The organism is Collinsella aerofaciens (assembly GCF_015561195.1).
Lineage (GTDB): Bacteria > Actinomycetota > Coriobacteriia > Coriobacteriales > Coriobacteriaceae > Collinsella > Collinsella aerofaciens_AC.
Map to the genome: position 1 here is coordinate 375,879 of NZ_JADMSU010000001.1, position 25,878 is coordinate 401,756.

The 25,878-nt window shown below is 59.2% G+C and carries 22 protein-coding genes; 9 read left to right on the forward strand and 13 right to left on the reverse strand.

Features of this window, described 5'->3' with window-relative positions:
- Positions 1–312 precede the first annotated feature (312 nt).
- The gene (locus I2H81_RS01655; RefSeq protein ID WP_195644287.1) at positions 313–2,550 is read right to left on the reverse strand and encodes an ABC transporter permease; all 2,238 of its coding nucleotides are present in this window, start codon (positions 2,548–2,550) and stop codon (positions 313–315) included.
- Complete coding sequence (locus tag I2H81_RS01660; protein WP_006234847.1) at positions 2,540–3,325, reverse strand: ABC transporter ATP-binding protein; 786 nt, start codon at positions 3,323–3,325, stop codon at positions 2,540–2,542. The genes I2H81_RS01655 and I2H81_RS01660 overlap by 11 nt, the downstream gene beginning before the upstream one ends.
- A 148-nt stretch (positions 3,326–3,473) precedes the next feature.
- Here I2H81_RS01660 and vsr point away from each other — a divergent pair, with 148 nt between their 5' ends.
- From vsr to I2H81_RS01675, 3 genes are all read left to right on the forward strand, one after another.
- A complete protein-coding gene (gene vsr / locus I2H81_RS01665) occupies positions 3,474–4,463 on the forward strand; it encodes a DNA mismatch endonuclease Vsr (RefSeq protein ID WP_195644288.1) in 990 nt (329 codons plus the stop codon).
- A gap of 497 nt (positions 4,464–4,960) precedes the next feature.
- On the forward strand, positions 4,961–5,890 hold the full coding sequence (locus I2H81_RS01670; protein WP_195644289.1) for an AraC family transcriptional regulator: 930 nt from the start codon (positions 4,961–4,963) through the stop codon (positions 5,888–5,890).
- A 56-nt stretch (positions 5,891–5,946) separates the two neighbouring features.
- Positions 5,947–6,570 (forward strand): HAD family hydrolase, encoded by a 624-nt coding sequence (locus I2H81_RS01675; protein WP_089572377.1) that lies wholly within the window; start codon positions 5,947–5,949, stop codon positions 6,568–6,570.
- A gap of 221 nt (positions 6,571–6,791) precedes the next feature.
- Here I2H81_RS01675 and I2H81_RS01680 read toward each other — a convergent pair whose 3' ends face one another.
- Complete coding sequence (locus tag I2H81_RS01680) at positions 6,792–7,649, reverse strand: class II fructose-bisphosphate aldolase (protein WP_022095149.1); 858 nt, start codon at positions 7,647–7,649, stop codon at positions 6,792–6,794.
- Positions 7,650–7,984: 335 nt separating this feature from the next.
- Here I2H81_RS01680 and I2H81_RS01685 point away from each other — a divergent pair, with 335 nt between their 5' ends.
- The gene (locus I2H81_RS01685; protein WP_195644290.1) at positions 7,985–8,788 is read left to right on the forward strand and encodes a DeoR/GlpR family DNA-binding transcription regulator; all 804 of its coding nucleotides are present in this window, start codon (positions 7,985–7,987) and stop codon (positions 8,786–8,788) included.
- Between the two features lie 66 nt (positions 8,789–8,854).
- Here I2H81_RS01685 and I2H81_RS01690 read toward each other — a convergent pair whose 3' ends face one another.
- Entirely contained in the window at positions 8,855–10,015 is a 1,161-nt protein-coding gene (locus I2H81_RS01690; protein WP_195644291.1) for an FprA family A-type flavoprotein, read from the reverse strand.
- 129 nt (positions 10,016–10,144) lie between these two features.
- Positions 10,145–11,131: a LacI family DNA-binding transcriptional regulator gene (locus I2H81_RS01695; RefSeq protein WP_195644384.1), complete on the reverse strand. Its 987-nt coding sequence runs from the start codon at positions 11,129–11,131 to the stop codon at positions 10,145–10,147.
- A 383-nt stretch (positions 11,132–11,514) separates the two neighbouring features.
- Here I2H81_RS01695 and I2H81_RS01700 point away from each other — a divergent pair, with 383 nt between their 5' ends.
- Together I2H81_RS01700 and I2H81_RS01705 are read left to right on the forward strand one after the other, a co-directional pair.
- Positions 11,515–12,720: a galactokinase gene (locus I2H81_RS01700; protein WP_195644292.1), complete on the forward strand. Its 1,206-nt coding sequence runs from the start codon at positions 11,515–11,517 to the stop codon at positions 12,718–12,720.
- Positions 12,711–14,339 (forward strand): UDP-glucose--hexose-1-phosphate uridylyltransferase, encoded by a 1,629-nt coding sequence (locus I2H81_RS01705; RefSeq protein WP_229107994.1) that lies wholly within the window; start codon positions 12,711–12,713, stop codon positions 14,337–14,339. Before I2H81_RS01700 ends, I2H81_RS01705 begins: the two co-directional genes overlap by 10 nt.
- A gap of 112 nt (positions 14,340–14,451) precedes the next feature.
- On the opposite strand, the gene I2H81_RS01710 is transcribed toward I2H81_RS01705, so the two are convergent.
- The 7 genes from I2H81_RS01710 to I2H81_RS01740 form a co-directional block, all read right to left on the reverse strand.
- Complete coding sequence (locus I2H81_RS01710; protein ID WP_195644293.1) at positions 14,452–15,387, reverse strand: hexose kinase; 936 nt, start codon at positions 15,385–15,387, stop codon at positions 14,452–14,454.
- A gap of 56 nt (positions 15,388–15,443) precedes the next feature.
- Entirely contained in the window at positions 15,444–16,325 is an 882-nt protein-coding gene (locus I2H81_RS01715; protein WP_195644294.1) for an aldose 1-epimerase family protein, read from the reverse strand.
- A 119-nt stretch (positions 16,326–16,444) separates the two neighbouring features.
- Positions 16,445–16,969, reverse strand: a complete 525-nt coding sequence (lacB, locus tag I2H81_RS01720) for a galactose-6-phosphate isomerase subunit LacB (protein WP_006234831.1) — start codon at positions 16,967–16,969, stop codon at positions 16,445–16,447.
- A gap of 63 nt (positions 16,970–17,032) precedes the next feature.
- A complete protein-coding gene (lacA, locus tag I2H81_RS01725) occupies positions 17,033–17,461 on the reverse strand; it encodes a galactose-6-phosphate isomerase subunit LacA (protein WP_006234830.1) in 429 nt (142 codons plus the stop codon).
- Between the two features lie 307 nt (positions 17,462–17,768).
- The gene (locus I2H81_RS01730) at positions 17,769–18,758 is read right to left on the reverse strand and encodes a hypothetical protein (protein ID WP_195644295.1); all 990 of its coding nucleotides are present in this window, start codon (positions 18,756–18,758) and stop codon (positions 17,769–17,771) included.
- Between the two features lie 459 nt (positions 18,759–19,217).
- Positions 19,218–19,556 carry a PTS lactose/cellobiose transporter subunit IIA gene (locus tag I2H81_RS01735; RefSeq protein WP_089572387.1) on the reverse strand — a complete coding sequence of 113 codons (339 nt, stop codon included), beginning with the start codon at positions 19,554–19,556 and terminating at the stop codon, positions 19,218–19,220.
- A gap of 214 nt (positions 19,557–19,770) precedes the next feature.
- The gene (locus tag I2H81_RS01740; protein WP_195644296.1) at positions 19,771–20,775 is read right to left on the reverse strand and encodes a LacI family DNA-binding transcriptional regulator; all 1,005 of its coding nucleotides are present in this window, start codon (positions 20,773–20,775) and stop codon (positions 19,771–19,773) included.
- A 356-nt stretch (positions 20,776–21,131) separates the two neighbouring features.
- Between I2H81_RS01740 and I2H81_RS01745 the strand changes: the two genes are divergently transcribed.
- From I2H81_RS01745 to lacG, 3 genes are all read left to right on the forward strand, one after another.
- Positions 21,132–22,688 carry a PTS transporter subunit EIIC gene (locus I2H81_RS01745; RefSeq protein WP_267489979.1) on the forward strand — a complete coding sequence of 519 codons (1,557 nt, stop codon included), beginning with the start codon at positions 21,132–21,134 and terminating at the stop codon, positions 22,686–22,688.
- Positions 22,621–22,905: a PTS sugar transporter subunit IIB gene (locus I2H81_RS10485; protein WP_271817485.1), complete on the forward strand. Its 285-nt coding sequence runs from the start codon at positions 22,621–22,623 to the stop codon at positions 22,903–22,905. The genes I2H81_RS01745 and I2H81_RS10485 overlap by 68 nt, the downstream gene beginning before the upstream one ends.
- Before the next feature lie 66 nt (positions 22,906–22,971).
- Positions 22,972–24,411: a 6-phospho-beta-galactosidase gene (gene lacG / locus I2H81_RS01750; RefSeq protein WP_195644297.1), complete on the forward strand. Its 1,440-nt coding sequence runs from the start codon at positions 22,972–22,974 to the stop codon at positions 24,409–24,411.
- Positions 24,412–24,850: 439 nt separating this feature from the next.
- On the opposite strand, the gene I2H81_RS01755 is transcribed toward lacG, so the two are convergent.
- Positions 24,851–25,831 carry a LacI family DNA-binding transcriptional regulator gene (locus I2H81_RS01755; protein ID WP_195644298.1) on the reverse strand — a complete coding sequence of 327 codons (981 nt, stop codon included), beginning with the start codon at positions 25,829–25,831 and terminating at the stop codon, positions 24,851–24,853.
- Positions 25,832–25,878 lie beyond the last annotated feature (47 nt).

Consider the following 25,878-nt stretch of genomic DNA (forward strand, 5'->3'; position numbering starts at 1 on the left):
CAGGTTTATTTTGGCAGGTTTTATCTGGGCAAACGCTGACCGCCGCGGGGGAGCTGCTTTCCCTCGCGGCGGTCTTCTAGCAGAAAAAACCAAGTGAGTAGGCTTCTTGCAGGAGGCCGAGCACACCTCAAAACGCCACAGCCCTGACCTGCGGTTTTATTGGGCGCTACCCGCGATGTGCTCGGCATATCCGAATAAGTCTACTCACTTGCATCTGAGACGCACCAGATACGCAAAATACCGCCGCGAAGGGAGCTGGACTCCCTTCGCGGCGGTTATTCGCTCTGATTTTGCGACGGTTTTGCCCGCTTGTTACTCGCTGTAGCGGGTGGCGATGGCAGCTTGCACCATGCCAGCGCTCATGAGGTAGGTCACCAGGAAGTAGCCACCATAGGCCGCCAGGAAAATCGCGCAGGTGAGGCCCACGGTGCCGGCGATGCTCATATCGCCGAATACGCTCACCAGCTCGATGATCACCTTAAGCGCCACAAAGGAGTGCGCCAAGCCCACTGCCAGCGGGAACAGGAAGAACACCGCTTGCTGCGCCATCACCGAATGCCGGATCTGGCGGTCGTCACAGCCGATCTGTGCCAGCACACGATAGCTGCGGCTGCCGTCGGCCACATTGGAGAGCTGCTGGATCGACAGTATCGCCGCGCACGCAACGACCAGTACAAAGCCAATGTAGATGGCCAGATAGCTAATCATTCCGTTCATCTGCGCTGCTTGCGTGTACATCTCGGAACGCGTGATGAAGACTCCCCACGACCCCGGCTCCTTGCCGTCAACAAGCAGATTGTCGAGCAAGGTGTATTTAATGCTCTCGTCTGCCTCGGTCGTATCCATACCCTGTTTGTAATTAACGAGCAGATTACTGGAATACGGTTGCAGTTTAAGCTGGGACAGCAGCTCATCGGCTACGACCACGGTACCGGGATTGCTGCCCATCGCCGAGTTGGCGATGGCCGCCGTGTCCTCGTCCGACTTATCGGTTGCGGGCTTGAGCGTATGCCCGCCCAAGGTTAGGGCATGGCCGCCAGCCATATACTTGGTGTACAGGTCGCCCAGCTCACCGCCCATATCACACGTGAGCAAATACTGGTCGCGGCCAATGCTCACCGGCTCCTCGCCCATCATCTGGCGCAGTTTGTTGTACTGGCTCGCCGGCGTCACATACAGACCCATCGCATCGGCGTTGCTTCCCTCGAGCGCCTTGGGAAGCTTTTCGCCCATGGCCTTGCACATCTCACCCGCCACCACCGAGGGGCCCGAGCCGCCAAGCGGGTAACTCAGATACGAATCGATCTGCACATGCTCACCGGCAACATCGGCGATATTGACCTTCTTGCCGGTCTCGTCGTTGTTGTCCGCCGACTTGCCCTTAATACCGTCTGCAACGTTATCGGGATCTTTACGATCGCCATGCCATGCAGCGTACAAATCGACCGTTGCATCGGCCAGCACCATGCGATCGGCCTCAGACGGATTGACATACTCCTTGTAGTAGTCGAGCGTTTCGGGCGTGTAATAGACATACGTCTGAGACACGTCAACAGGGTTATAGCGCTCCAGGTTTTCGTTCATCACGTTGGCAATCGACATACCGCAGGTCACCGAGGTAATGGCCAAAAACAGAATCATCGCGATGACGCCCATCGAAAAGCACACCGTGTTGACCTTGGCCGCAAGCTGGCGCACGGTAAACATGTTGAGGCCGCGCCAGTACACGCCGCGCAGGCTCTGCAGCAGCTTGATGAGCATGCCGGAGAGTCCCCAGAACAGCGCAAAGGTACCCACTGTAACCATAGCGGTCGTAATGCCAAACTGGCTCATGGCCTCTTGCAGCTTGCTGTCCGTCGCGGTTAGTGGGAACCCATCACGTAGCAGACGGTAATAGGCCACGCCCACAAGCGCCACGCCCACGGCAAAGATGGCAATCGCGATCCAGGGGTTGCGCGTCTTGATGCTCTCGTTGCGACGCTCGGCACCCATGAGCTCAATGAGCCTGGTGCGACGCACGGCGCGAAGGTTCAGCAGTAGCGTGAGCACAAACATTACGAGCATGCAGGCAAGGGTCAGGTTGAACGCATGCACCGAGAAAAAGAAGTGGAAATTGGCGATCCGTGTCTTAAAGAGCGAGGCCGTAAAGAACGTCATGAGCTGGGAGAGTCCCACACCCAGCACAATGCCGGCGACAAAGGCCACGACCGATACTATCACGGTCTCGAGCGCCATGATCGTGGCGACGCGCCCGCGCCCCATGCCGAGCACCTGGTACAGGCCAAACTCCTTCTTGCGGCGTTTCATGATGAAGTTATTGGCGTACACCATCAAAAAGGCCATGACACCGGCCAAAAAGTACGTCAGGTAGCCGAGCATGCTGCCCATAACCTGTGCCAAGCCCTCTTCATCGATTCCGGCGATGTCGACCTGCATCGAGATGGTGTTAAAGGCATAGAAGACCGTGACGCCCAGGGTGAGCGTCAAAAGGTAGACGAGGTAGTCGCGCCCGGCGCGGCGGACGTTGCCCCAAGCGAGTTTACAGAGCATCGGAGCCCTCACCGCCCATCATGGCAACGACCTCCATAATGCGGTCGAAGAACTCTCGGCGGTCGGTGTCGCCACGGCGCAGCTCGGTGAAGATCTTGCCGTCGCGGATAAACAGCACACGGCTCGTGTAGCTGGCGGCAAAGCTGTCATGCGTGACCATGAGCACGGTGGCGCGTAGGCGGCGGTTAAGGGCCTCCAGGCTCTCGAGCAGCAGACGAGCGCTCTTGGAATCGAGGGCGCCGGTGGGCTCGTCGGCCATAATCATAGTGGGGTCGGTGACGAGTGCGCGAGCCGCGGCAACGCGCTGCTGCTGGCCGCCGGACATCTGGTAGGGGTACTTGTCGAGCACCTGGCTAATAGACAGACGCGCGGCCACATCCTGCACGCGGGTCGAGATCTCTGCCGAGTTTGTGCGAGCGATGGTGAGCGGCAGGGCGATGTTCTCGCGCGCCGTGAGCGTATCGAGCAGGTTGGAGTCCTGGAAGATAAAGCCGAGCTCCTCGCGGCGGAACTGCGAAAGCTTGGCCTGCTTCATGCGCGTCACATCCTGGCCGTTGATGCGGATCGTGCCACTTGTGGCGCTATCGATGGTCGACACGCAGTTGAGCAACGTCGACTTGCCCGAGCCCGAAGCGCCCATGATGCCGACGAATTCGCCGCGATTGACGGTAAAGCTGACGTCGTTGAGCGCGCGGGTCACGTTACCCAGCGCTCCATATACCTTTTCGAGATGCGCGACCTCCAGTACCGGGGTCGCCATGTGCGTGGTTTGCATACCGAGTCCTTTCTTGCGATTAGTCTACGGCATCTATAGTCGCAAGAAGCCGAGTCGGCTACCATCGATATGGCTTACGCTTGCCTTACCGTTGTGTAAGGTACGGGTAGCTAGCCTGTCACTTGTTGATGTTGAGAGAGGACTTCTGTTGAAGACTGTTCATGTTGCCGCTGGGATCATTCGCAAGGAAGGATCCGACGAGCTGCTTGCCGTGCAGCGCGGCTATGGCGACATGCAGGGACTTTGGGAGTTCCCCGGCGGCAAGCTCATGCGCGGCGAGACGCCCGAGGACGCCGTGCGCCGCGAGCTCATGGAAGAGCTGCAGGTGAAGGTCACCAACCTGCGTGACTTCTACACCGTTGAGTACGACTACCCCGATTTCCATCTCTCCATGGAGTGCTACTACTGCTCGCTCGCCGATGAATCCGATGAGCCCCAGAAGCACGACCGCCAGCTCGATATCCGCTGGATTCCGCGCACCTCGCTTGCCACCGTTGAGTGGATGCCCGCCGACAAAGGGCTTATCGATGCTCTGATTGAGTTGAGGGAAGATCGGCTTGAGGCCAACGGCACTGCCAACTACGCCGACGCCACCGCGACCGACGAGCCCTCCACCAAGCCCAAGCGCGCACCTAAGCGCCGCAGCAAGAAGCGTCCCAAGCCCGGCCTGCTCGACGGCATCGATACCTCGGACCTTTCCGCCGACGAGCGTGAGCTCGTGCGCCGTCGCGCCGCCATCAAAAAGTCCATGAAGGGCAACAAGCGCGCCAACACCAAGCCCGAGCTGCTCGTTCGCCAGCGCCTGCGGGCAGCGGGCCTCACCGGCTATCGCCTGGAATGGAAGGTTCCCGGCAAGCCCGACATCGCCTTTCCTGGGCGCAAGATCGCCATCTTCGTCAACGGCTGCTTTTGGCACCGCTGCCCCAAGTGCAACCCCAGCCAGCCCAAGCGCAATGTTGAGTTTTGGGAGGCAAAGTTCCGTCGCAACGTCGAGCGCGACCGTGCCGCCGTGGCAGCGCTCACCGAAATGGGCTGGACGCCCATAACCATCTGGGAATGCGAGCTCAAAAAGGACCGTATTGACGCCACCATGGAAAAGGTCATCGAGCAGGTGCGCGCCGCAGAGCCGCAGCGCTAACAGCGAGCATTCACACGCTCCGCACGTCCGCGCCACATCCACGTCACAAACCTTAGAAAGCCCTTAAGCCCAAAACCTTTCAAGATTGTTACTCGATACCTCTGACCTGCAGTTTCATCGTAACACCAAACCAGGTTAAGCCTTTCTTTAGCGCTTCTTTGAACGGTCCGCTGCATAATACTGCCAACGCACGGGACCTAGCAGCACACCCTGTGCGCAACCTTTTGGTGGACATCGAGGAGGCCGCATAAGCATGCATTCTTCCAATGACGCAGCACAGCAGCCATCCCTAAAACATGCAGACCTTTTCTCCTTCCCCCCGACACAGAGAAACGGTCTCCTCGACTCCCCCAACACAAAAACCAAGCGCTCAACCGATCAGAACCTCAACTTACGAGCATCGTTCGAAAAGCTCAAAGCATCCCTAGACAAGGCGTTCCCCGAACAGGCAAGAGCAATCTAAGCCCATCGCGCTTTATACTGATGCCATGCGAAACATGGATCACATAGAATTGCACCGCGGAGGACGCGAGGAAGCGTTTCCCGAGACCGCCGAAGACTGGCCCTATATTGCCGAACGCGCAGAATTCGCTCGCTATCCGGGCAATTCCGCCCCCTGGCACTGGCATTCCGAAGTTGAGCTTTTCTACATGGAGCAGGGAGCGATTGACTATCGAACGCACGCGGCTCATGAGCACGTACGCTTTGAGGAAGGGTCCGCCGGCTTTATCAACGGCGGCGTTTTGCACAGCACGCTGCAATCACCCAATTCGGCGCCAGCCATTCAAATGCTACATATCTTTCAGCCGTCGATGCTCGGCGATCCCGCGGGACGTCTCCAAAAGCGCTACATCAACCCATTGCTTCAATGTCGAGGCGTCGATGTGCTCAAATGGTCGCCCACCAATCCCGACGATATGCCCTTTATCGATTTGCTGAAGAGCTCCTTTAGCCACGACCTTCAACGGCCGCAGAACGAGATGGCGCTTCGAAATAGTTTGTCAGAGCTCTGGATTCAGATTAACGTCAAGACCGAACCGCTCTTTTCTTCCGACGGCGCCTCTTGGATGACCAGCCGCGACGTACAGTTCAAGGCAATCCTGGACTTTATCCGCGCAAACTATGCAGCCGCTATAGATGTGCCCCAGATGGCATCTGCAGCCGGCGTAAGCGAAAGAGAGTGTTACCGCATTATCGAAACTTGTGCAGGAACGACCCCGGCGGCATATCTACGCGCATACCGCATAAACCGTGCTTGCGAACTTTTGGCACACACCACGCGAACGGTACAGACAGTCGCGCGCCAATGCGGATTTATAACAGCAAGCCATCTTGGCCAGGTATTTAAAGAACAAATGGGGTGCACTCCTTCGAGCTATCGAGCAGCGAGGCAGAATCTCGATAGCACCAGGCAGAAATCCCGCTAGCCCTTCTTCTGTCACTGCATCAAACTTGCAGGCAAACAACAGAGAGGAGCAATCATATGAAGCACTTTGACCATATCGTATTTGACGTTGATGGGACATTGGCAGATACAGAAGAAAGCGTTCTGTCATCGCTTGTCCAGATTGTCCAAGAAGAGACCAGCAAAACGCTTCCCCGACACGAGCTTGACTTTGCCCTCGGCATACCCGGCAAGGATGCCCTTGAGAAACTTGGGATCTACTCGCAGGCAACGTTGGATCGCTGGTGCCAAGTTGCCGCCAGCTTTAAAAGCACCATCAGCGTGTTTCCAGGTTTGCTTGAAGTCATCGCAACACTCGCCGATAGCGGCTGCAAACTTGGCATCGTCTCCTCACGTGCGCGCGACGAATACGCAAAAGAAATTGCACCCCTTGGTTTCGATAAGTATTTTGAGCACATCATCCTTGTCGAAGACACAACCGAACATAAACCCGCACCCGCACCCATGCTCGAATATCTCCGACGTGCGGGCGCGAATCCTGGCAACGTCGTCTACGTTGGCGACACCGTCTACGACGAACAATGCGCAACTTCGGCAGGGGTCAGTTTTGCCAGAGCAGCATGGGGATCACACCAAGACATCCCAAATGCCACCTACAACCTCAAAACCCCCAACGACCTACTAACCCTAACAACCAAATAACCCACGCGTCCCACCCTTTCAGCCCCAACACCACAAGGGCGACGACCTCGAGTAGGTCAACCTGGGAGGGACGAGGGCTTAGTTCCCCAATCTTTCCGCAGGGGGCAAAAAGCCTCGCCGCACGAAGTGCGCAGCGAGGCTTTTTGCATGCCCGAGGACGATTGGGGAACTAAGCCCTCGTCCCTCCCCGGGATATGTGGCGAGTCGGAGTACCCTTGCTGTTACTCTGCTTTGCCCACAGAGTTGAGGTTGGTCATGCGGATCTTAACCAGCTCGGTGATCTCACGCATACCCTCCTTGGCCGGCTTCTTGGGGTCGAAGCAGGCAGGATTCTCGGCCATGTAGGCCATGAAGCCCTTGGTGTAGGCCTGACGCAGCTCGGTGGCGTAGTTGACCTTGCAGATGCCGTTCTTCACAGCCTCGGCAACCTGCTCATCGGGCACACCGGAGGTGCCGTGCAGAACCAGCGGCACGTCGACGGCGTCGCGGATGGCCTTGACCACGGACTGCTCGATGTGCGGATCGCTCGTGTACACACCGTGGCTGGTGCCAACGCCAATTGCGAGGGAGGTGCAGCCGGTACGCTCGACAAACTCCTTGGCCTCGGCCGGATCGGTGTAGGGGCTCTCGCCCTCAACCGCGGGACCATCGTCCTCCTTGCCGCCAACCTTACCGAGTTCGGCCTCGACGGGCACGCCCATGGCGCGGCCGGCGTCGGCGACGGACTTGGTCAGGGCGATGTTGTCCTCGAAGGACTCGTGCGAGCCGTCGATCATGACAGAGGTGTAGCCAGTGCGGAAAGCCTGCATGCAGCGGTCATAGCCATCGCCGTGATCGAGGTGCAGGGCAACGGGCACGGAAGCGCGCTCGGCGGCAGCCTTGACCATGCCGTAGAAGTAGTCCAGACCAGCGGTCTTGATGGTGCCCGGGGTGGTCTGCATGATGACGGGGGACTTGGTCTCCTCGGCAGCGGCCAGAACGGCCATAACAAACTCGAGGTTCTCGACGTTGAACGCGCCGACGGCGTAGTGGCCGGCCTGAGCGTCCTTGAGCATCTTTTCGGTGGTAACAAGTGCCATGAGCGTTTGCTCCTCTCCCTCGCCCGCATCTGGACATCGGGCGTAGTTGTTCACAAGGCGTTTTACCTTGCGTTTTGCTGCGCTCATTGTATGAAATTCAGCGGCTTTGCACGTGCGAGATATTGAGCCCATGCAGGTCAATACAGTCGTTTTTGAAAAGTAAACGGAAGGGGTTGAACCCGAGCGCGCGTGTTCGAAATTGAGTTTTGAGCCTTGATCATCTTTCTTTTATAGAAAAAGTAAGTAATCGAAAGGCGTTTTCTTACTTAAAAAGAAAATGAACGAAAATAGACTCAACACAATTCCTGCAAATTTCAGACAATGATGGAGCGGATATGGCCCATGCAACAACCAGAGCTTTCGCCGATGAGCGTCGTGCCGCCATTATGGAAATGCTCGAACATAACGCCTCGGTGCAAGTGGCAGAAATCGCCCAGACCTTTGGCGTGTCCTCCGTTACCGCCCGCGCCGACCTAGACGCGCTCGCCGAGTCCGGCAAGCTGCGCCGCACGCATGGCGGCGCTGTGTCGCTCCAGAAGCGACTGACCGTATCCACCCAGGATCGCCGTATCAACGTCAATGTCGCCGCCAAGCAGGCCATCGCACAAAGCGCCATCGAACTCGTCAATGACGGCGACACGCTGCTCGTCGACTCGGGCACCACAGCGCTCGAGTTTGTCCGCTTGCTCGACCAGCGCGATGGCATCACCGTCATCACGGCCGACATTACCATTGCCGATTACATCGACGAGAGCATGCCCTCAGTCGATGTCGTCATGCTGGGCGGGGCACTGCGCAAAGGTCATCGCTATCTGTACGGCCCACTTACCATGCAGGCGCTCCAAATGGTCCACGCCGACCTTGCCGTCATGTGCCCCGGCGCCTTTGTTCCCGGCTGCGGCTTTACGACCGACTTTCCGCAGATGGCCGAGACCAAAGCGGCTATGGTCGGTGCCGCCCGTCAAAGTGTCGCCCTCATGGACGCCAGTAAGGTCAACGGACGCGGCATGTACCGCTTTGCCGAGCTTGCCGACGTCGACACCATCGTGATGGACCGTGATCCCGACGATGCCGTCGCCACCTCAATCGCCGAGGCCACCGACGAAGCCCGCCCGAACCTCATCATCGCCGGCGCTTAAACAAAAACCACCACAAGGGTGCCTGTCCCCTTTGTGGTGGTTTGAGCGTTAAAAGTGAACGTGTCGCTACTTGGAAAGCTCGTCGGCGAGAGCCTCGATCTGAGCGCGCGAGGCGTCGTTGAGCGAACCCAGGACGGTCACCTTGTTCTGCGTCAGGGTGATGTCCTTCATGCCCTCGAGCTCCTTGGTCATAACCTTGGCAGCGGCGGGCGCCCAGGAGCCGGCCTCGACGAGCGCCACCGTACGGTTCTGGTAGGCGTGCTCGGCAAGCGTGTGGATAAAGGTGCTCATGAACGGGAAGATCTCGCCCTGATAGGTAATGGAGGCGAGCACCAGGCGGTCATAGCGGAACGCATCCTCAACGGCCTCGGCCATGTCGTCGCGAGCCAGGTCAAAGACGGAAACCTTCTGGCCGCGGGCCTCGAGCGCAGATGCAAGCTCCTCAACGGCAGCCTTCAGGTGGCCATACACGCTCGCGTAGGCAATGGTGATTCCCTCGTCCTCGGGTTGATAGCTCGACCAGGTGTTGTAGGTGTCGAGGTAGTAGCCCAGGTTCTCAGTTAGCACGGGGCCATGGAGCGGACAGATAACCTGAATGTCCAAATCGGCGGCCTTCTTGAGCACGGCCTGCACGAACTTGCCGAACTTTCCCACGATGCCAAAGTAGTAACGGCGTGCCTCGCAGGCCCACCCTTCCGGATCTTCGATGTCATTGGCACCAAACTTGCCAAAGCCATCGGCACTAAAGAGCACCTTGTCGGTGGCCTCGTAAGAGAACAGCACCTCGGGCCAGTGAACGTTGGGAGCGCCGACAAACGTCAGGCTGTGGCCGCCCAAGTCGAGCACGTCGCCCTCTTTGACGACCATCTTGCGCTCGGGGAAGTCGGTACCAAAGTAGTTGACCATCATGCGGAAAGCGCCCATGCTGGCCACAATCTGCGCTTGGGGATAGCGCTCCATAAAGGCGGCGATGCCAGCGGAGTGATCGGGCTCCATATGGTGAACGACCAGGTAATCGGGCGTGCGGCCGTCGAGCACGGCTTCGATGTTACCGAGCCACTCGTCGACAAAACCGCCGTCGACTGAATCGGCGACAGCAATCTTTTCGCCCAAGATAACGTAGCTGTTGTATGCCATACCGTTCTCGGACACATCGTACTGGCCCTCGAACAGGTCAATGTCGTGATCGTCGACGCCAACGTAGCGGATATCCTTGGTGATCTCCATCAGGCAAAGCCTCCTAGATAGACAAAAGAGCCCGTCTATCATAGCACTCGGCTACATCCCAACAGCTATCTACCGACATCCTTACCGATTGTTATTGATGTTCAACATATCACCGTTGACCTGCGGAAACTATGCGCGCGGTGCCGCCGTACTATGTCGAACGATGAGTTGGCCGGGAATACGAATGGCAACGGTTTTGCCCACCATACCCGCCTCGGGAACCGCATGCTCAAACACCTCGCGTCCGCGCTGATGCAGATCGAATCGCACGGTCGTGAGCTCGTTGTGTGCTACAAAATCATCGAGCGAATCATCGACGCCCACCACGCTTACGTCCTCGGGCACGCGCAGACCGCTATCACGCAGCGCGGCAATCGCGCCATTTGCCATCTGGTCGTTTGCCGCGTAAATCGCCGTCATGGCGCGGTCGTGCTCGGCTAGATATCTGCCGGCCTCGTAACCGCTATTGGCAGACCAGTCGCCCTCGAGCGACTCTGCCAGCTCGATGTGTTTACGCTCGAGCGCATCCTGCCAACCGGCGCGACGAAATTGCTCGTCGACCGAGAACGACGGGCCGCCAATATAGCGAATCTGCTCGTGCCCCAGCTCAAACAGGTGATCCATAAGCAATAGCGAGCAGCCGTAATGATCGGAGTCAACTGTGGTCACGCGCGGATGCGCGTACATGGTAACGATGACCGTGCCAATGCCCGGCAGTGGATCAAACGTCTCAAAATCGGGCGCCATGCGACTCATGCCGATAATGATGCCGTCCACGGGCAGCGCGGCCATACGACGCGTGGCCTCGGCAAGCGAAAACTCCTCGGTCTTGGACATCTCGACCAGCGTGATGGCGCAATTATGCTCGCGAGCAGCGCTGGCGATGCCGTCGATCATTGAGAGGTTGCCAAACTTGGTGACATCGTTGACGCACAGGCCGACCGAGTGGTAACGGCCGTCGCGCAGCGAACGACCGGCATAACTCGGACGAAAGCCCAGCTCTTGCATAGCGGCTTGCACGCGCTGGCGCGTCTGCTCGTTGACGTTAGGCAAGCCGTTAGCGACGCGCGAAACCGTCTGCTGCGAAACGCCAGCAGCGCGGGCGACGTCAGCCATGGAGACCGGACGCGTACCTGTATCGTTGGACGGGCGCCTTGCCACTGGATCACCTTCACCCTTGCGAGATCTGAATAGCGCGAATGCCGACCCGGGCAGAAACACACCCCGCGCCGAAGCCCGCTATCGTCGGACGCATGTTAACGTACTCTACTTTTTCTATCAGCGGTTCTTTTGCTCCATATGTCCATACAGCCACACCGTTCACGGCCGAAAATCTACCGATTACCAGATTCTCAAAAAGTAACAAGCGATGTGTTATGAGTACGTTAACATAGCCCGTAACGTGCGGTATCGTGAACACTTGGTTCATGCCGCTTCAAGTTGTTAACGTACTCATAACGACGCAAAACTCACCCGTGCGCGCCAAGGAAAGGACCCCCATGACCACCCCCGACGAAAAGACATTCGCCACACTCACCAAGCTGTTTGAGGAGGAGTTTGGCCCCATCGGCGACCGCCAGGTGCTCTACGTGCACGCGCCCGGCCGTTCCGAGATCAGCGGCAACCACACCGACCACGAAGGTGGCCACGTTATCGCCGGCTCGCTCGATGTCGCCGTCGACGGCATCGCCGTGGCAACCGATTCCAACAAGGTTCGCGTCGCCGACGAGGGCTATCCTACGTTTGAGATCACGCTCGACACGCTGGATATTCAAGAGTCCGAGAAGGGCACGTCCGCAAGCCTCGTGCGCGGTATGGCCCACGAGGTCGCAGCGCTTGGTGTTGAGCCCCAAGGCTTCGACTTCGCCTTCACCTGCTCCGTTCCCTCGGGCGGCGGCCTTTCCAGCTCCGCTGCTGTCGAGGCGGCATACGGTCGTGCCATGGAGACGCTCTGGGGCGCGCCTGCCATTGAGCCCGTCGCGCTTGCGCAGATGAGCCAGCGCACCGAGAACAACTACTACGGCAAGCCCTGCGGTCTGATGGACCAAGCTGCCGTGTGCTTGGGCGGCCTCGCCTACATGGACTTTGAGGACCAGGCTCAGCCTAAGACCAAGAAGCTCGAGCTCAACTTTGAGGATCATGGCTATGCGCTCGTGCTCGTTAAGGTCGGCGCCGACCACGTGGCCGCCACCGACGACTACGCCGCCGTTCCGCGCGAAATGCAGGACGTCGCCGCCGAGTTTGGCAAGGCGCGCCTGTGTGAGGTCGACGTTGCCGACTTTGACGCCAAGCTCCCCGAGCTGCGCGCCAAGCTGGGCGACCGCGCCTGCCTGCGCGCCGTTCACTACTGGTACGAGAACGGCCTGGTCGACAAGCGCTGGGCAGCCCTGAACGCCGGCGACATTGACCAGTTCCTGGTCCTGACGCGCGAGTCCGGCGCCAGCTCTGCCATGTACCTGCAGAATGTTGTTGCCAAGCTGGGTTCCGAGCAGCCCTCCATGTACGCGCTTGCTCTTGCCGAGCATGTGCTCGACGGCCGTGGCGCCGTTCGTATTCACGGCGGCGGCTTTGGCGGTACCATCCAGGCCTTCGTGCCGCTCGATCTGGTCGACACCTTCATTGCCAAGATGAACGGCTGGCTGGGCGAGGGCTCTGCCCGCCACTACGCGATTTCTGACAAGGGGGCTTACGCGGCATGGCTGTAATGACCGACGTGCGCGAGGCTGCACAGGGCCTCATCGAATATGCCATCCACCGATCGATGATCGGACAGGACGACCGTATCTGGGCATACAACACCATTTTGGAGTGCATCGGCGCCACGGGCCCCGCACTCGACATGGCTTGGGCGCTCAAGACCGAGAAGATTTCGCTTTTGCACCCCGACACCCTTCCCGACTTTGACCTGGAGGGCACGCTTGCCGCGCTTTCCGAGGCTGCCGTTGCCAACGGCGCCGCCGAGGACACGGCGTCGGGCCGCGACCGCATCGCCATGCGCATCATGGGCGCGCTCATGCCGAGACCTTCGGTTGTAAACGAGGAGTTCAACGGACGCATGGGCGTCAACGAGCCTCGCGCCGCGACCGACTGGTTCTACGGCCTATGCTGCGACGCCGGCTACGTGCGCCGTGCCGCCATCGCGCGCAACATCAAATGGCGCGCCCCCACCAACTGGGGCGATCTGGAGATCACCATCAACCTGTCCAAGCCCGAGAAGGACCCGCGCGATATCGCCGCGGCAGGTGCAGCCAAGAACACGGGCGAGAAGTATCCCGCCTGCCAGCTCTGCATCGAAAACGAGGGCTATCCCGGACGCTCCGCCGCAGCCGACGGCGGCGCTCACCCCGCCCGCCAGAATCTGCGCGTTATCCCCATCCAGCTCGACGGCGAGCGCTGGGGCTTCCAGTACAGCCCGTACGCGTACTTTAACGAGCACTGCATTGCCATGAGCTCCGAGCATCGTCCGATGCACGTCGACCGCAAGGGCCTGACCTGCCTGCTCGACTTTGTCGACCTGTTCCCGCACTACTTTATTGGCTCCAACGCCGACCTGCCCATCGTGGGCGGCTCGATCTTGTCGCACGACCACTTCCAGGGCGGTGCGCACGAGTTCCCCATGATGCACGCCGCCGAGGTCTCGAAGTTTAGCGTGCCCGGATTTGACCAGGTCACCGGTACCGTGCTGCAGTGGCCGCTCTCGGTGCTGCGCCTGCGCTCGCATGACCGCGCTCAGCTGCTCGACGCTGCCGAGAAGATTATCCTGGCATGGCGCGAGTGGACCGATGAATCGGTGGGCGTCATCGCGCACACAGCCGATGGCGTGGCGCACAACACCGTGACGCCCGTCATCCGCCGCGTTGACTCCCGCGGCAATGCCGGCGGCGAAATCTACGAGGCCTACCTGGCGCTTCGCTGCAACATCACGACCGACGAGCATCCGCTGGGCGTGTTCCACCCGCATGCCGAGTATCACCACATTAAGAAGGAGAACATCGGCCTGATTGAGGTCATGGGCCTGGCGATTTTGCCGCCGCGCTTGGTTCCCGAGCTCGGCGCTGTCCGCGAGCACCTGCTGGCGGCCAAGGCCAATGCCAGCTACGACCTTGCCAGCGCGCTCGAGGGCGATGATCTTTGCCGCAGCCACGCTGCATGGGCCGAGGACGTTTTTGCCCGCCGCGCCGACGAGCTTACGGCCGACAACGCCATCGATATCCTGCACGAGGAAGTCGGCGTAGTGTTTGGCCACGTACTCGACAACGCCGGCGTCTTTAAATGGGACGAAGCCGGCCGCGACGCCCAGCAGCGCTTTATCGACTCGCTGTAGCATACGAGTTCGAGCCTCATCAGCGGCCACGACACAACTGCCCACACGACAACGGCGCCCGCCGGCAACATCGCCGACGGGCGCCGTTTTTGTGTGCTCGGTGTCGCGACTCCTAGAGTTCAGTCACGACAACGTTGTTGAAGATTTCATCCCAGCGGTCCATGACCAGGTGGCCGGTCTTGGGATCCATGGCGTTGAGCTTGCCGCAGGTATTGGCGGTCTTGAGCACCGTGACGTCGTCGGCACCAGCAGCAATGGCATGCGCAAAACCGGCGATGGTCGAGTCACCGGAACCCGTCGCGTTCACAGCTGCAATCGCGGGCGTCTTGGCGCGGAACGCGCGACCCTCATGGAAGCCCACCGACCCGGCAGCGCCCATCGATACGACAACCCAGGGAATGCCAGCAAAGCGGCCATCGGCGGCAAGCGCCTCGCGCAGGGCATCGACATCATCGGTCGTAAAGGACGTACCCAGCAGGCCGTTAATCTCGGTCAGGTTGGGCTTTACGAGCTCAGGCTTAGCGTCGGACTCCAGCGCGGCCTCCAGCGATGCACCCGAAGTGTCGAGCAGCACCTTGGCGCCCGCCTCCTCGGCAATCTTGACGAGCTCGGCATAGTAGCCAGCATCGACGCCACGCGGCAGCGATCCCGAAAGCGTCACAACGTTCGCCTTCGCTGCAAGCTCGGCGAACTTGGCCGTAAAGGCCTCGAGCTCGGCCGGGGCGATCTGCGGGCCGCTCTCCAGCAGCTCGGTCTGATTACCCTCGTGCAGAATATTCAAGCAAATGCGCGTCTCACCGGCGATGGGCACAAAGTCGTTCTTGACGCCGTCGGCATCCATAAGCTCGGCCATATAGGCACCCATGTGGCCGCCGAGCAGACCGGTCGCGAGCACATCGTCACCCAACTGCAGCAGCACACGGCTCACGTTGAGGCCCTTGCCGCCAGCGGTCTTTTCGGGCGTCACGCGGTTCACGTCGTCGATGATCAGCTTGTCGAGTTGATAGCGCGTATCGATCGACGGGTTCATGGTAACGGTCAGAATCATGTTGAACTCCTGTTTCCGGGGCACGACGTGTGCGGCCCCAAACATACGATAGCTCGTTAAAGGATCTCGATCTCAAAACCGCGGGTGACGGTCTCCCCCGGCTTGGCAACCAGGCAGCCACGCTTGTGCTCCAGAACATCGTCCTCGTCGGAGCAGGTGGACAGGCCGCCCCACGGTTCCACGGCCACAAAGTCGCCCTCGGGCTTGCTCCATACAATCAGGTACGGCATATCCGGGAACGTCAGGCGCACGCCCTTGTCCTCGGTTTTCTTGGTCAGCGTAACCACGCGGCTGTCGAGCACGTCAAAGATGGTCTCCGCGAAGTCGAAGAGTTCGTGGGTCAGCGGCAGGTCGTGGCCGATCATCGGGTTTTTGCTGCGATGGTCGACATCAATCAGGCCCGTCGAGGGAACGGCGGTGCAGAGCTCTGACGCCTCACGCTGATCAAAACGAAGTTCATAGTCGTCATAGGACTCGCCCTCGTCGAGCGGGCACTTAAAGCCGGGGTGACCACCCACAAAGAATGGCATGTCCTCGGTACCCTCATTGGTCACCTCGTACGACACGACCACCTTTTCCGAATCGATCGTGTAACGAGCAACAATCTTAAACGGATACGGATACTGCTCGAGCAGCTCGGCGTGGTCGGCAGAGCTTAGGCTCAGCGCAACCATGCTGTCGCCCTGCTCCTCGAGCTTCCACTCCTGCTTGCGGGCAAAGCCGTGGCGGGCAAGCTTGACCTCGCGGCCGCCCATGGTCATCGCGCGGCCGTCACGAAGGCCGCCGCAAATCGGAAAGCAAATGGGCGCCTGGCCCGACCAGACCGCCGGGTCGCCCTGCCACAGGTACTCGCGACCGTTGGCCTTAATCGAAGTGAACGATCCGCCAGCCGTGCTCAGTGCCACACGAATAGAACCGTTATCAAGAACAAACTCCATAGGAGCCTTCCCTTTCGTACGCCAGCCCGCCGAGTCAGTGGGGCTGATAGAAAATCGGCCCGCGCCCCCTCACAGAAACGCGAGCCGTCAACGGACTAGTTAATTACGCCGGATACCCGCTAATCATGGTATTCGCCGCGGTCCCACTTCTCCAGGAACTCGTCAAAGAAGTGCGGGTCGGCCTGAGCCTCGGCGTCGGCCTTATTGCAGGCATCAATCTTGGCGATCAGGGCATCGTGCTCGGGGGTCTTCTCGTAGGGCTCCTCCAGGAAGGCAAGCATAATGTCGGCCATCAGGAACTCGCCGGTGATCTTACCGCCAAAGCCCACGATGTTGGCGTTGAGCTCGCGACGGGCATACAGGGCAGAGGTCATGTCGCGAACCAGGGCGCAACGGGCGCCGGGAACCTTGTTGACGGCGTTGGTGATGCCGATGCCGGTGCCGCACAGGGCCACGCCAAAGTCGGCCTTGCCGCTGGCAACAGCCTCGCCCACGGCCTTACCGTAGATGGGATAGTGCGTACGGGTGTGGCTGTAGGTGCCGCAGTCGAGCACCTTGTAGCCAGCCTGCTCCAGGCGGTCGGCCAGATAGATCTTCTCGTCCGTAACGATATGGTCGCAACCGATTGCGATGGTCTTCTTCATCAGAACGTCCTTTCGTCTGAATTCACAAGTTGAGGTAGAAGTTCGAGTTCTCGGTGGCTCTCGTTAGGCCATCTTGTTGAGCATGTCGACACGGATCTGGTGACGGCCGCCGGCGTACTGGGCGCGCAGGAACTCGCGGGCGATCTTCTTGGCGACCTCGGTGCCCACAACGCCCGGGCCCATGGTGACCATGCGCGAGCCGTTGTGCTCGCGGGTCATGTAGGCGGAACGCTCGTCGGAAATGTTGGCGACGACCATGCCCTTGATCTTGACGGCGGCCATATAGGAGCCGACGCCGTACTTATCGAATGCGAAGCCCTGGGAATCCTTGTGCTCCAGCAGGTCCTTGGCAACGGCGGTCGCGGAATCGACAAAGTCCGCGGCAGGGGTCTCGGAATAGTCGACGACCTCGTGACCGTCGGCGATGAGCATCTCCTTGATGGACTCCTTCATCGACATACCGTCGGCATCGGAAGCGATTACAACCCTCATGACATCCTCCTTGAGAGATACGCAGGTGCGTAGTTTCTGTTTGGAAGTGTTGAATCGCGCTCAGGTCCGGGCATCTGAATGTGCGGTTCTTCACTGTTCATGTTTATTTGAACACATTCGAACATCGGATGCAACCATTATTTGTTTAACTTTGTTCTTTTTTGAACAAATACCGTTCACGGTTGATTGCCGACCGTTTGAGCCCGGCGCAGACGTAGCGACCATGTGTTCAACAGACAAAAGGGCGGCCGAGAACGTGTCTCGGCCGCCCTTCTTACGGTTGATCTTCCAAAGATCGCTTTGCCGCCTACTCAGACTGCCCACTCTTCTTGGCATGTTTGGACGGAGCGCTCAAGAAACGACCCGTCAGATAGTTCGCGGGACCGGAGACATCGATCCCCAGCAGCACGTGTCCTAGCCATAGGAACGCCACGAGCACCAGTAGAGGAATCACACACGAGGTCACGATCATCACGATGACGCCTTCGATGAGGTCGGTCACCTGCTGCACGATCTCGTCGGTCATCTGCTTGGCACCGCTGGTTACCGACGTAACCAGGCTCGAGGCCCCGTCAGTCAACTGCTCGAGCACGTTCTTGGACTCTGTGGACTCGGCCTTTTTCTTGTTCGATTTTGAGCTGGTCTCGCCTGACTTCTCCGCGGTATCGGTCTTTTCCGCGGCGTCGGCTGCCTTTTGCTCGGCCTGTTCAATGCTGACGCGATATGTCTCGTCGACCTTTTGCGATACCCATACGCTCGCGGGCACAAGCGCCATGCCGATCACGGCAACCACCAGCACGCGCGTCGCCACACGGCGCAGGACAGCGCTCGTGCTCCAGCGCCCATGAACGCCAAGCGACACCGAAAAGAGCACCAACGCAAACGGGATTAAGATGCCCAAGCCAACCGACCACAAAATCGTGAGCAAATATTTCTCGAGGTAGAGCACGGCAAGCACGATGCCCAAGTTGCCTGAAAGCTGTGCGAGCTGCTCGGCAACCGGCGTTCCCGTATCACCCGGCAGCGCGGTAATACCCGCAGACAGCGCCACACACGAGGTCGTGAGCGCCAAAACATTGCCCTTCTTTTGATCGATGACCTCGATGGTGGAGTCCCAAGTCTTGGTATCGGCGAAATGCGGACGAGCTACAAAGCCCGACAGCAGCGCCAGTACCACGAACACAACGATAAAGCCAATCTGCAGCTTTTTGTTTGCGCACACGACATCGGACAGGCTGGGCTGTAGCTCGGTTACCGTCGTGCGCTCGGTTATCTGGACAGGACGCCCATGAGCCATCTCGTGCGCGCCTCTTTTTTGTATTGACCCGTTATCCGGCATTTGGATACCTCCTCAGTCCGGCGTTTAATGCGAAAGGAAGTATACCCACCCAGCGAAAAACCGAACGACAGGAGGCGCAACGGGCCGCCGCATGATCTGCCTGCCACGAAATGGGCCCATCTACTACGTTTAACTGCCCATCCCCGGCCATGCCACATGGAGCAAAAACAAAACCGCAGGTAGAACGCCTGCAGTTTTTCATGAAACGCGGGTGTGGTCGGGGGTATCGGGTTAAACGTAGTAGATGGGCCGTTTTCGTGGCGAGCGTTGCCAACCGCCCCTCGGAAGACGGAGGAAAGCGGGTCATCTTAGCCTGTCGAGCCCAATTTCACCGCAACCAAGACAGAAGGGATACAGAAAAGCCCTGCCGCGGGTAGCGGCAGAGCTTTTGGAAGGGGACTTGATTGTGAGAGCTCGTTAGGCGAGCTTAGCCTCGAGTGCGGCGATGCGCTTGTAGGCATCGATGGTAAAGCGAGTCTGCTTCTCCAGGATCATGGTGGTCATGAGAGTATCCTGAGCGTGAGCCATGATGAAGGTCATCTCCATCTCACCGCCGCCGGCCTCCTGCGAAAGCAGCTTGGTCTGCGTGTCGTGGGCGCCGATAAGTGCATCGCTGGCGTCCTTGTGCAGCTGCTCGGCCTTCTCAAAATCACCCTCGCGAGCAGCATCGAGCGCTGCAAGCAGATCGGTCTGGGCGTCACCCGCGTATGCGACGATCTCGAATCCAACCATCGAGATTTCTTCTTTGGTTGCCATATTGCGTTCCTTTCACATATGAACCAATGGAGAGCATCGCGTCCGGGCATACGCGCTGCGTTGTGTATGACAGAGACAGTAACATTCAAACAAAAAAGAACAGCGCAAAACGCAATTTCAAGCTATGAACGGTCGATTTTCGCCCGTGAACGGTTTATAAACCAATACGAACAATATCGAACACAGTTAGCGGCAACCCAAACAGGACCGCACCCTAGCGTACATCGCGCACCGTATCGCCCTCGACGAGCACGCCCGGAAACAGCATGTGTTCCACACCGGGTGCAACGCCCTCGCCGCCGGCGATCTTGTCGACCGCCCACATGCCGACGCGTTTATTGTCAAAGCGCACGGTAGTTAGGCGACAATCGGGCACGATATCGCCCAGGCTGTCATCAACACCCACCACGCTCACGTCCTCGGGCACGCGCTTTCCGCGCGACTCTAGCCCGCGAATGCAGCCGTAGGCCATGGCGTCGTTGGAAGCATAAATGGCCGTACAGGTCGGATCGTCCGCCAGAGCCTGACCGGCAGCATACCCGCTCTGTGCCGTCCAATCGCCACGGACGAGTCGCGGCGGCTCAATACCATGCGCACGCAATGTCTCGCGCCAGCCTTCCTCGCGTTGCATGCCCGAAAGCGAGCGCTCGGGGCACGAGATAAAGTGCACGGTCTTGTGCCCCTGCCCCAGCAAGTACTCGACCACCTGGCGCGAGCAATCGAACTGGTCGTTATCGACCGTTGAACAGAGCGGGTGCTCCAGCATGGTAACGAGCACCGTCTGCATACCGGGTAGCGGCTCGAAGGTGCCAAAGTCCGCCGGCATGCGATTCATGATCACAACCATGCCGTCCACCGGCAGCGCGCTCATGCGTGACGATGCACTCTCGAGGGTATAGGGGTGTCCATCTACTTTAGTAAGGGTGATGGCATAGCCGTGTTTGTCGGCCGCGGCGGCAAAGCCCTCCATACGGTCGAGGTTGCCGGTGCCGGTAATGTTGAACATGGCGACGCCGACGGTCTTAAACTTGCCGCGGCGCAGCGAACGGCCGGCAAAATTGGGGCGATACCCCAGCTCGCGCATGGCGGCACGCACGCGCTCCTTGGTCTCGGGGCGCACGCTGGGCGAATCGTGCACGGTGCGCGAGACCGTCTGCTCCGAGACGCCCGCGAGACGCGCCACGTCCTTAACGGAAACCGATTTTTTAACAGCGGCCATAGGTCGATCTTTCTATGTCAACGATGCCATCGCGGGCATCCCAACAGACAAAATGAACGTCTCCAAGTATATCCAACGCCTCCTCCACGATACGCTTACCACCCAAAACCTACCGTTCACCGACATTTTTGCTTCCCCGGACGGCTTTTGTCGTCCAAATGTTAACGTTGCCATTGTGCAAACACAGAGCCACCGGGCGGCTCAAACGTTTACGCGCAAGGAATCGATGGTCCACAGGCACAGGAACCACCGGTTCGCGTCTTTTGTTGTGTCACAAAATGGCAACGTCAACATTTTGGCAACCGAACGCCAACAGCTACCATCGTTGCCAACCCACCGACTCTTAGGAGCATTGCATGGAGCAACTCATCGCCACCATCGAAAAGGGCCAACCCTTTTTCAACGCGATCGCCCGCAACAAGTACCTCAAGGCGATCCGCGACGGCTTTATCTCCGTCATCCCCATCATCATCTTCTCGTCCATCTTCTGCCTCGTAGCCTCGGTCCCCAACATCTGGGGTTTCTACTGGCCCGATGACATCAACAACGCCCTGTGGAAGTGCTACAACTACTCCATGGGCATCCTGGCCATCGCCTGCGCCGCCACTACGGCCAAGCACTTCGCCGACGCCCAGAACCGCGATCTGCCCAAGAACAACCAGATCAACTTCATCTCGTGCATGTGCGCAGCCATCATCGGCTTCTTGCTCCTTTCGAGCGACACGATCGCCACGGACGCTGCCAGCGGCTTCAACACCACCTACCTTGGTTCCAAAGGCCTGTTGACCGCCTTTATCGCTGCGTTTGTGACCGGCATCATCTACAAGTTCTTCATTAAGCGCAACATCACCGTCAAGATGCCCGAGCAGGTTCCGCCCAACATCTCGCAGACCTTTAAGGACATCATCCCCTTCTCCGTCTGCATCACCGTCTTTTGGGTCTTTGACATCGTCTTCCGCGCTGCCTTTGGCTTCTGCTTTGCCCAGGGCGTCATCCAGGTGTTCCAGCCCCTGTTCACCGCCGCCGACGGCTACATCGGCCTCGCTGTGATCTACGGCGCCATGAGCCTCTTCTGGTTCGTGGGCGTCCACGGCCCCTCGATCGTCGAGCCCGCCATCGCCGCCGCTCTCGTTGCCAACATGACAGACAACTTGGCTGCGTTCCAGGCCGGCCAGCACGCTTCCGCTGTCCTGACCCAGGGTGCCCAGTACTTCGTCGTCTGCATGGGCGGCACCGGCGCCACGCTCGTCCTGGTCTTTATGTTCTGCTTCCTGGCCAAGTCTCAGGAGATGCGCGCCGTCGGTAAGGCCGCCATCGTCCCGGTCTGCTTTGCTGTCAACGAGCCGCTGCTGTTCGCCGCACCCATCGTGCTCAACCCCGTCTTCTTTGTCCCGTTTGTTTTTGCCCCGATCGCCAACATCTGGATCCTCAAGATCTTTATCGACTTCTTGGGCATGAACGGCTTTATGTACACCCTGCCCTGGACCGTCCCCGGCCCCATCGGCACCATCATGGGCCTGGGCTTCCAGCCGCTCGCCTTTGTGATGCTCGCCCTCATCCTGGTCGTCGACTTTGTCCTGTACTATCCGTTCTTCCGTGCCTATGACGCCCAGAAGTGCGCCGAGGAGGCCGAGATTTCCGAGGAGGAGCTCGCCGCCAAGAACGCCGAAAAGGCCGCCAAGCTCAACGACGCCTTCCAGGGCAAGGCCGATGCCAAGAGCGTTGCCGCCGGCGCTGCTGCCGAGGCCGTGAGGGCTGACGCCTCCGCCGCTTCCGCAGCACCCGCTGCCGAGGCTACGACCGCCAGCGACCTCAACGGCAAGCGCGTGCTCGTGCTCTGCCAGGGTGGCGGCACCTCGGGCCGGCTCCGGCGCGCTGGCCAAGGCCGCCAAGGAGCGCGGCATCGATCTTGAGACCGCTGCCGATGCCTATGGCAACCACGTCGACATGCTCCCCGACTTTGACCTGGTCGTCCTGGCCCCGCAGGCCGCCAGCTACCTGGCCGACCTGCAGAAGGACTGCGAGCGCGTGGGCAACAAGTGCGTCGCCTGCCGCGGTAAGCAGTACATCGAGCTCTCCCAGAACGGCGACAAGTCTCTCGCCTTCGTAGCCGAGCAACTGTCGAAGTAAGTAACGCCCAGGGCCAGTCGACCATCAACAGCCGGCTGGCCCTTCGATTTAGACGATTGGATCATCATGTCCGTTAACCCTGCTAGCGTCACCAACCCGCCTGCGCAGTTTCCCAAGGACTTTGTCTTTGGCGGCGCCACTGCTGCCTACCAGGTAGAGGGCGAGACCCGCACTCACGGTAAGGGCAAGGTTGCCTGGGACGACTTCCTGGAGGCCCAGGGCCGTTTCTCTCCCGATCCCGCTTCCGACTTCTACAACCAGTACCCCGTCGACCTGGAGCTGTGCGAGGAGTTCGGTATCAACGGCATCCGCCTCTCCATCGCCTGGAGCCGCATCTTCCCCAACGGCACCGGCGAGATCAACCCCGAGGGTGTCCAGTTCTACCACGATCTCTTCGCCGAGTGCCACAAGCACCACGTTGAGCCGTTTGTCACGCTGCATCACTTCGATACGCCGCTGCCCCTCTTTGAGAAGGGCGACTTCCTCAACCGCGAGACCATCGACGCCTTTGTGAACTTTGCCACCTTCTGCTTTAAGGAGTACGCCGACCAGGTAACCTACTGGTTCACCTTTAACGAGATCTGGGCCGACGCCTCCAACACCTACATCGAGGGCACCTTCCCCGGTGGCGTCAAGGCGCATCTGGCCGAGGCCTTCCAGTGCGAGCACAACATGATGCTCGCCCACGCCAAGGCTGTGCTGGCCTTCCACAACGGCGGCTTCAAGGGCAAGATCGGCGTCATCCAGTCGCTCGAGTTCAAGTACCCGCTCAACGAGAATGACCCCGCCGACATCAAGGCCGCCAACAACGAGCACGTGCTGCAGAACCAGTTCTTGCTCGACGCCACCTTCCGCGGCGACTATGCCCCCGACACCCTCGAGTGCGCCAACCGCCTGGCAGCCATCTCGGGCGGCACCATCGAGATCCTGGACGAGGACCTCAAGATTATGCGCGAAGCAGCGCTCTACAACGACTACCTGGGTGTCAACAATTACCAGTGCCGCTTCCTCAAGGCTTACGATGGCGAGAACGACCTGCACCACAACGGTACGGGCGAGAAGGGCACCGGCCGCTGGCGCGTCAAGGGCATTGGCGAGCACGTGAACAAGCCCGGCATTCCCACCACCGACTGGGACTGGATCATCTATCCCGAGGGCCTGTTCGACCTGCTCGTCTACATTAAGCAGCGCTACCCCAACTACAAGCAGATCTTCATCACCGAGAACGGCATGGGCTACAAGGACCCCTACAAGGACGGCTTTGTGGACGACCAACCGCGCATCGACTACATCGAGCAGCACCTGCGCTGGCTGCTCAAGGCCATGGAGGTGGGCGTCAACGTGGGCGGCTACTTCCTGTGGAGCCTGCAGGACCAGTTCTCCTGGACCAACGGCTACAACAAGCGTTACGGCTTTTTCTACGTTGACTTTGAAACCCAGAAGCGCACGCCCAAGGCAAGCGCCTACTGGTACAAGCACGTGGCGCAGACCCGTCGTCTGGACTAGCGACTTGCGACTAGCGGAATTGCCCCGCTCACACAACCTGTCCCCATTTCTCAGCCGGGGGCGGCACGTCACAGGACGCGCCGCCCCCGGTCTTTTTGTTTTTTGGACGGTTCGGGGGCCGTTTGTCTCGATCTGTAACATCTAGCCGAGTCTTTAAATCCTAACTGTTACAGATCGAGATAAACAGGGTGGGCCGGACCGAATTGTCTAAATCTGTAACACTAAAACCGGTTTTGGGCGTCTAGTTGTTACAGATCGAGATGAACGCACAGGCCAAGCCGAAAATCTAAATCTGTAACAACTAGCGGGTTATTTCGCTCCCACCTGTTACAGATCAAGACAAAGATGATGGCTGGGTAGACAAAATCTCGATCTGTAACACCTAGTCGAGTTTTTGGGTCCTAACTGTTACAGATTAAGATGAACGAGCCGAGCACGTCTACGCCCGCAGGTCCTTTACGCTGGAACGCTCGACCAACACACCCGAGACGAGCGTGCGACTTCTGGAACTCGGGGCTTCCAGACCTGCGACGACCTCGTTAAGCGCACGGATGCCCAGCTCGCGGTGGCGAAACTTCACCGACGTCAGAATCGAGTTGGGAATCGTCTTGTAGAGCTCATCATCGAAGCCGATCACGGACACGTCGTCGGGCACACTGAGCCCTTTGTCACGTAGAGCAATCATCACGCCGTTTGCCATGCAGTCGTTAGCAGCGAGGACCGCCGTGCAATCGGGTTTATCGGCAAGCACAAGGCCCGCGGCATAGCCACTATCCGCATTCCAATCGCCTTGCAGAGGCTCGGGCGGCTCAATGCCACGTGCCTCGAGTGCCGCACGCCAACCTTTCATACGGCACTGACTCGACAGCGACTCTTTCTTACCAGAGACGAAGTACACGTTCTTGTGCCCGTGATTCAAGAAGTACTCGCACGCCATGCGCGCGCCGCCCTCTTGATCGTCACTGACGGTGGAGCAGGTAGGATGCTCCATCGGCGTAATAATCACCGTCTTGAGGTCTTTCGGCGCCTCAAAGGCATCAAAGTCGTCGACCATCTGACGCAGGTTGAAGATCATGCCATCAACAGGCAGCTGCGACATCCTGCGCGCCGCATCGGCAAGGGTCATCTTCTCCCCCGCCCGCTTTTTGATCATCGTGAGCGCAAAGCCGCGTTCTTCGGCGGCATCGGCGATACCGTCGATCATGTCCACGGCGCCGCCCGACAAGTGGAACAGCACCACGCCGATGCACCCGTAACGGCCCAACTTGAGCGAACGCGCGGCGAAGTTGGTTCGAAACCCGAGCGCCTCCATTGCCGAATGGACCTTATCGCGTGTCGACTCGCGCACGCTATCGGGTTCGTTGATCACGCGCGACACCGTCTTGAGAGAAACGCCTGCGGCAACTGCTACATCGTTCATTGAGACATTTTTCTTGTCCATCGTTGCCACTACTTCTCCAGTCGGTT